Source organism: Segatella paludivivens DSM 17968 = JCM 13650, from assembly GCF_000373185.1.
In the GTDB taxonomy this organism is placed as follows: Bacteria; Bacteroidota; Bacteroidia; order Bacteroidales; family Bacteroidaceae; genus Prevotella; species Prevotella paludivivens.
Map to the genome: position 1 here is coordinate 1 of NZ_KB890673.1, position 2,858 is coordinate 2,858.

Sequence of the window (2,858 nt, forward strand, 5' to 3'; positions counted from 1 at the left end):
AAGCCGTCTTTGTCTTTAGGAATAACAAAGCCTTTTTTCAGTTGTGAATATTTAGGTGAGAAGCGTTCTTGTAATACCCCACAACTATATGTTATGGCTAACCAATATTTTCAACTGCCTGCTTCGTATTTGTTTTCTGTCTATTACTATTATAATAGTGGTGGTAATCAGGGTGCTGTTACTCTAAAACCATATCAGATGTTTAATATGGGAATACAAAAAGCCTTTTTTGATGATAAACTAAGTGTGAGCCTTCAGGCACAGGATATATTCCATACAATGAGGTTCAAGGAAACTGAAAATATTAAGAATATTCATTTTCAACAGACCGAGGACTATTGTTTGTGGAATTATTCTATCAGTATCATATATCGTTTAAATAAAGTAAAAACGAAATATCACGGAAATACCTCTATAAAAAATGAGCTAGATAGACTATGACAAAATTTCACTTTTATCACCAACAAGATTCTATGCAATGTGGTGTAGCCTGCTTGCAGATGGTTAGCAAATATTTCGGCAGAAAGTATTCTCTCAACTTTCTAGCGGATATTTGCTTTGCAACAACAGAAGGTATCTCTATGTTAGGACTCAGCGAGGCAGCCAATGAAATTGGCCTACATTCTGTATGTGCTAGAGCCACGGTTGAGGAACTTTCGAAAGTTTCATTACCATGTATTCTCCATTGGAATCAGAATCATTTTGTTGTACTGTATAAAGTAAAGAGGGGTAAGAAGTTTTATATTGCCGATCCTGGAAAGGGACTTATAACTTATGATATTGATGAATTTAGAAGTCATTGGATAAGTACACGATCTCATGGAGAGGAGAAGGGAGTTGCAATGTTCCTTCAGACAACTCCTTTGTTCTATAGCTGCAATAAAGATGTTTCTGAAAATAAACAGAAACGTTCATTCAGATTTCTGTTTGGATATGTAAAGCAGTATAGGCGTTATTTCGGACAGATTGTGTTAGGGCTGATTGTAGGCAGCTTACTGCAATTAGTGCTCCCATTTCTGACACAAAGCATTGTAGACGTTGGTATTAAAAACCAGGATATAGGTTTTATATGGCTTGTGTTGCTGGGACAGCTGATGTTTACTGTGAGCCGTACGGTTATTGATTTTATCCGTCGCTGGTTACTGCTTCACATCAGTATGAGGATAAATATATCACTGGTAAGTGACTTCTTTATAAAACTGCTCAAACTTCCGATGTCATTCTTCGACACAAAGTTGATGGGTGACCTTATGCAGAGAATGAATGATCACAGCCGTGTGAATACGTTTATGACACAGCAGACATTGAACATTATGTTCTCAATGCTCACATTCATAGTGTTCACCATCGTACTGTTCTTTTATAACAAGTTGGTCTTCTCTATATTTCTAATAGGCAGCGTCGTTTATGGAGTCTGGATGACATTATTCTTGAGGCGTAGAAAGGTGCTGGACTATGAGCTTTTTGAGCAGCAGGCTATTAATAATAACAAGACTTACGAGTTTATAACATCCATGCAGGAAATAAAGCTGCAGGACTGCGAACAGCGCAGACGTTGGGAATGGGAGGACGTGCAAGCTGACCTGTTCGGTGTGCAGATGAAGAGTTTAAAACTTCAGCAGACACAGGAAGCAGGAAGTATATTCATAAATGAGATCAAGAATATCGTGATTACTGTCGTTGCAGCAACAGCTGTGATTCACGGTCAGATGACACTTGGTATGATGCTTGCCGTGCAATATATAATTGGGCAGTTAAACAGTCCTGTAGAACAGCTTATGAGTTTTTTCTATTCCATACAGGATGTAAAGATAAGTCTTGAACGCATAAATGAAATTCATTGCGTGGATGACGAGAATGGAAAAGTAGGTCTACAAACATCTCTACAAGACCAAGAAAAAGGAATTGATATTGAAAACGTGATGTTCAAGTATGATCCGCATGCGATTAAAAAGACACTGGACAATGTCAATATACATATACCGCAGGGAAAGGTTACTGCGATAGTAGGTGCATCCGGTAGTGGTAAGACCACCCTTGTTCGACTTATATTGGGCTATTATCCCGTGCTTGAAGGGCATATTACAGTAGGGGGAACGGATATTAACCGACTGAACAAGAAATGGTGGCGCAGACAATGTGGGGTTGTTATGCAAGACGGAGTGATCTTCTCCGAGTCAATAGCGCGTAACATCGCAGTGGATGATGCCGACATTGATAAGGACAGATTGCTGAAGGCTGCTGAAATAGCTTGCATAAAAGATTATATTATGGGGCTTCCGCTCAAGTTCAATACAAAGATTGGGCGTGATGGAGTTGGATTGAGTCAGGGGCAGAAGCAGAGAATACTTATAGCAAGAGCTGTCTATAAAAATCCTGACTATATATTTCTTGATGAGGCTACAAACTCTCTTGATGCAAGCAATGAAAAAGCTATTGTAGAGAACCTTGATAAGTTTTATGCAGGTCGCACCGTGGTGATAGTGGCTCACAGATTGAGTACTGTGAGAAATGCCGACCGAATAATAGCCATAAACAACGGTATGGTTGCAGAGGCTGGAAGCCACGATGAACTTATTGCGAAGCGTGGAGTTTACTACAATCTAGTGAAGAACCAACTGGAATTGGGAAACTAGAACCAATAAAGATATTAAATTAATGGAAGCAAACGATAATATAGAACTCAGAAGTGAGCGAGTGAGGAAGATAATTGGTAAAGTTCCTCCCCGCCTAATAAGTATTGGAATTACCATAGTTTCTCTTTTTATAGCAGGAATGATATGGGTGGTGACAACAGTGCACTTTCCGTTTACTATAGAATGTAGTGGAGGTATACATTATTTTGAAATTTCCCCAAA

The 2,858-nt window shown here is 38.9% G+C and carries 2 protein-coding genes and 1 pseudogene; all 3 read left to right on the forward strand.

Features of this window, described 5'->3' with window-relative positions:
- Nucleotides 1-441, forward strand: a 441-nt coding sequence (locus B045_RS14645) for an outer membrane beta-barrel protein (RefSeq protein ID WP_044067805.1), incomplete at its 5' end; no start/stop codon positions are given.
- The gene (locus tag B045_RS0111585; RefSeq protein WP_025884150.1) at nucleotides 438-2,636 is read left to right on the forward strand and encodes a peptidase domain-containing ABC transporter; all 2,199 of its coding nucleotides are present in this window, start codon (nucleotides 438-440) and stop codon (nucleotides 2,634-2,636) included. The genes B045_RS14645 and B045_RS0111585, both read left to right, overlap by 4 nt.
- 22 nt (nucleotides 2,637-2,658) lie before the next feature.
- Nucleotides 2,659-2,858, forward strand: a pseudogene (locus tag B045_RS15550) (hypothetical protein); the annotation flags it as partial.

Bases quoted from the DNA above. Each gene is read 5' to 3' on its own strand.
- B045_RS0111585 (WP_025884150.1), top strand. From the start codon at position 438: ATGACAAAATTTCACTTTTATCACCAACAAGATTCTATGCAATGTGGT.